The sequence below is a fragment of the Candidatus Parvarchaeota archaeon genome, assembly GCA_016866895.1.
Taxonomy (GTDB): Archaea; Micrarchaeota; Micrarchaeia; order Anstonellales; family VGKX01; genus VGKX01.
Map to the genome: position 1 here is coordinate 1 of VGKX01000131.1, position 3,681 is coordinate 3,681.

4 protein-coding genes are annotated in these 3,681 nt (G+C 46.4%); 2 read left to right on the plus strand and 2 right to left on the minus strand.

Features of this window, described 5'->3' with window-relative positions; translation table 11 throughout:
- Positions 1-225: 225 nt before the first annotated feature.
- The gene (locus tag FJZ26_04910) at positions 226-555 is read right to left on the minus strand and encodes a DUF475 domain-containing protein (GenBank protein MBM3229746.1); all 330 of its coding nucleotides are present in this window, start codon (positions 553-555) and stop codon (positions 226-228) included.
- 194 nt (positions 556-749) lie between these two features.
- Between FJZ26_04910 and FJZ26_04915 the strand changes: the two genes are divergently transcribed.
- The gene (locus FJZ26_04915; GenBank protein ID MBM3229747.1) at positions 750-1,793 is read left to right on the plus strand and encodes an L-threonine 3-dehydrogenase; all 1,044 of its coding nucleotides are present in this window, start codon (positions 750-752) and stop codon (positions 1,791-1,793) included.
- Positions 1,794-1,839: 46 nt separating this feature from the next.
- Here the strand turns inward: FJZ26_04915 and FJZ26_04920 are convergent, their stop codons facing one another.
- Positions 1,840-2,928: a threonylcarbamoyl-AMP synthase gene (locus tag FJZ26_04920; protein ID MBM3229748.1), complete on the minus strand. Its 1,089-nt coding sequence runs from the start codon at positions 2,926-2,928 to the stop codon at positions 1,840-1,842.
- 184 nt (positions 2,929-3,112) lie between these two features.
- On the opposite strand from FJZ26_04920, the gene FJZ26_04925 reads away from it, so the two are divergent.
- Positions 3,113-3,681: hypothetical protein (locus FJZ26_04925; GenBank protein ID MBM3229749.1), on the plus strand; the 569-nt coding region annotated here is incomplete at its 3' end.

Sequence of the window (3,681 nt, forward strand, 5' to 3'; positions counted from 1 at the left end):
GCCTTGAAAAATGGGGCGCTCTAAAGTTCCTCTCGTACCACACAATAAACTTTTTCATGTGCAACCTGTTTGGAAAGCCTCTTGGCGACTATGAGCCTATAAGATAGAGGCAGGATGCACACCCGCCGGCGATATTGGCAATATTTGAAGTGTTGCCGCATTAAATTGCACTTCAAGCCTCTTATTTTGCCTCAAGAAGTTTTTTTCCGACAAATTGGAACACAATCAAATAGAGAAAGATTGCTGCCGAAAGGCCGGCAAAAGCATTGGCGAGCTTGCCTCTATTGCTTCTATGACTTTTGGGTCTGAATTGAATGCGGCGGACATTATCTCCCAAACGCCTAGAGAAGGATTGGCAAACCAGACAATGCCAAGCGGCAACAAAAGACGCAGGCCAAACACTGCAATAAGCATGCCCCATGTCAAAAACCACCGCCGTGCCTTTGCTGACATTTTTCCAAGCACTTCGGCGTTGATGACTGCATTGTCAATGCTGCTAATTGACTCGAAAAGCGCAAGCCCGAGGATTGTTAGTATCATTGCCAAAATTTCCATTAAGTAGGGTATTGGCGCATTTAGTTAATATTCGTTATTGCCAGACCCTTCCATGCGATTCTCGTATCCGTCAATTGTCGTTTGTCTGTTTGGTTTTTTCCAAAACAAATATAAAGTTTAGTCTCAAACCTTAGTTAGTCTTTTAGTGATTGCAGGAAAAATATCTAATCTTGAATAGATGGGAAAGTGATTTTATGGCAAAAATGCAGGCACTTCAAAAACCCACAAGTGCGCCTGGAGCAAAGCTTGTTGATGCAGAAATTCCAAAAATAGGCCCAAACGAGGCGCTTGTTGAGATAAAGGCGACTTCCATTTGCGGAACAGACATACATATTTACAAATGGGACAAGTGGGCATCAGGCAGGATAAAGACTCCGCTGATATTCGGCCATGAGTTTTCAGGCGAGGTCATTGAGGTTGGGAAAAACGTCTCAAGTGTGAAGATGGGCGACTGCGTGTCAGGCGAGACCCATATCTATTGCGGCTCGTGCTTTCAGTGCACAAGTGGAAACGCGCACGTATGCGAGAATGTGAAGCTTAGGGGGATAGATGTGCAGGGGTGCTTTTCACAATTTCATGCAGCGCCTGCAAACACACTTTGGGTGAATGACAAATCAATACCCCATGAGCTTGCATCTGCCCAAGAGCCGCTTGGAAATGCGGTGCACACAGTGTTTGACGGAGAGGTTGCAGGGCAGATTGTGCTTGTCTATGGCTGCGGGCCTATAGGCGTTTGCGCTGCAGCACTTTGCAGGCAGGCGGGGGCGGCTATGACCATTGCGGTTGACAGGCTTGAGCGCAAGCTGAAAATGGCGAAAAGCTTTGGCGCAGATGTTGTGCTTGACAACAGTAAAGTTGATGTTGTCAAGGAAATAAAAGACATCACAAACGGACATGGGGTTGATGTCTTTCTTGAGATGTCTGGTGCGCCTGTTGCCTTCAAGCACGGCTTTTCGCTTTTGCGCCCCGAGGGAAGGGCAAGCCTTCTTGGAATACCTTCCGAGCCAGTTTCATTTAACATGGCAGAAGACATAGTTTTCCGCTCTGCAAGGATCCATGGCATAAACGGCAGGCGTATTTGGGAAACGTGGCACAAATCTGCAGCATTTTTGAAAACCGGCAAGATTGACCTTGCAAAGCTTGTGACGCACAAGTTTGGCATGACCCAATATGAAAAGGCGTTTGAAGTTATGGCAAGCGGCGAGTCTGGCAAAGTCGTCATGTTCCCAGGAAAATAAAGGAAATGAGGAAATTGCAGGAAGTGAAATTGTAAAATGCCAAAGCCTAATGCCTCGGATTGAACCTTGTTTTTGCAGCCGCCTTTGAAAGCCTGTCAGAAAGCGCGCGACCGACCCCATCCAGGCTGACTTTCTGAGCATAAATCGTCCTGATGCCCTCAGTGTCGCATTTTCTGAAAAACGAAAATACTTTTTTTGCGTAATCTTTCATGTTTCTTGGCTTGCATGCAATAACCCCAATTCCTGCCACTGCATCAAGACCGATATAGGCGATTCTCGCAGAAAAACGCGGTTTTATTTTGCTTGTCGCGATAATTTGGTTAGCTTGGTAATCGGCAAGTTTTTGCATGCCCTTGATATTAGGGACTAAGACCACTTTCGCCTTTGGAGAGTAATGCCTGTATTTCATGCCGGGGCTTAGGGCTTTTCTGAATTTGAGCGGCACTGCGACTTTGCCCACCGCCTCTTCAATTTTCTCCAATGAAAGCGCCCCTGGCCTTAATAATACCGGGATTTGTTTTGTGCAGTCAATGACTGTGGATTCAAGGCCGTGGGCGCATGTGTGGCCTGCGATTATCGCATCAATTCTGCCGCCCAAATCGTGGTGCACATGTTCCCAGCTAGTCGGGCTTGGCCTGCCAGACAAATTTGCAGAGGGTGCTGCAATTGGAACACCGCAATCTTTTAGGAACTGTCTTGTGAGAACTGGAGAGGGCATCCTCACGCAGACACTTTGGAGCCCTGCCGTGACTGCCATTGGTATCTTGCCTGATTTTTTTAGAACAAGTGATAGCGGCCCTGGAAAAAAAGTTTTGATTAGTTTTTTTGCATTGCCATTTAGTTCTTTGGCAACGGCAGGTATTTGGCGCTTTGACCATATGTGGACTATTAAAGGATTGTCTGAAGGCCTCCCCTTTGCCGCAAATATTTTTCGCACGGCAGTTGCATCAAGTGCGTTTGCACCAAGGCCATAAACAGTTTCTGTTGGAAAGGCAACAAGCCCTCCAGACTTGATGATTTGAGCCGCCTCCTTAAGCCCAAAGGCAGAGGTTTGAATGGAACCTGGAGCGCGTATATTTTGCTTTTTGGAGACGGCTTTTGCTCGCCTTGACACAAAGATGATTTTTGTTTTCATTAAAATACACACTTAAAATTGCAGCTGCGATTATGCAAATCAGGACATGTCTTATGCCAATATGCACTTTCATTAGTTGTTAAGCTGCCACATGTTTTAATACGCGTTAGATTGGCAAGGAACGTCAAAACAACCCCGATTTTGGAGGATATGCTCTTAAACCATCATCAGCCTAACCACAAATATGGAAAAACTATTTGCAATATTCGCCTTTGCCGTACTTTTGTTATCAGGCTGCATTGACAAGCCAACATATGAAGGACGGGCATTTGAAAATGAACCACAAGAGAACAAGGAATGGGAAGGCCCTGATGGTTCGTATCCAAGAGAAAACAACCGGAAGATTTCTCCGGTTCAAAATGCCCCGGATACTTATGTGAAACCCCAATTACAGGATATCAAGCAGACGCCGGCTTCGGATTGCAAAAAACCTGCTTTCACAGAGTATTTAGTAGACACCAAGTATCTCAATCAAGTCGGGCAAGTGGGAACGGTCCATGGCAGCGGGCACTTCACAATCGAGCGCTCCTACATTTCTGTGAAAAGCGAGTATGAACGCCAGAAAATCCCGATATATGCGCCTGCTAACATGACACTTGCGCGAGGTTCTTACTATCAGGTTCCCGCACCGCAAGGCCAGTATTTGGGTGAGCCAATGCCAGACTATGCTCTGTATTTCGATGCCGGGTGCGGGGTGGAGGTTGCATTAGGCCACTTGAAGGAGGCAGTTCCAAAAATCGCAAGCCAGTTTTC

Coding starts and splice junctions, on each gene's coding strand:
- FJZ26_04915 (MBM3229747.1), top strand. CDS start 750: ATGGCAAAAATGCAGGCACTTCAAAAACCCACAAGTGCGCCTGGAGCA.
- FJZ26_04910 (MBM3229746.1), bottom strand. CDS start 555: ATGGAAATTTTGGCAATGATACTAACAATCCTCGGGCTTGCGCTTTTC.
- FJZ26_04920 (MBM3229748.1), bottom strand. CDS start 2,928: ATGAAAACAAAAATCATCTTTGTGTCAAGGCGAGCAAAAGCCGTCTCC.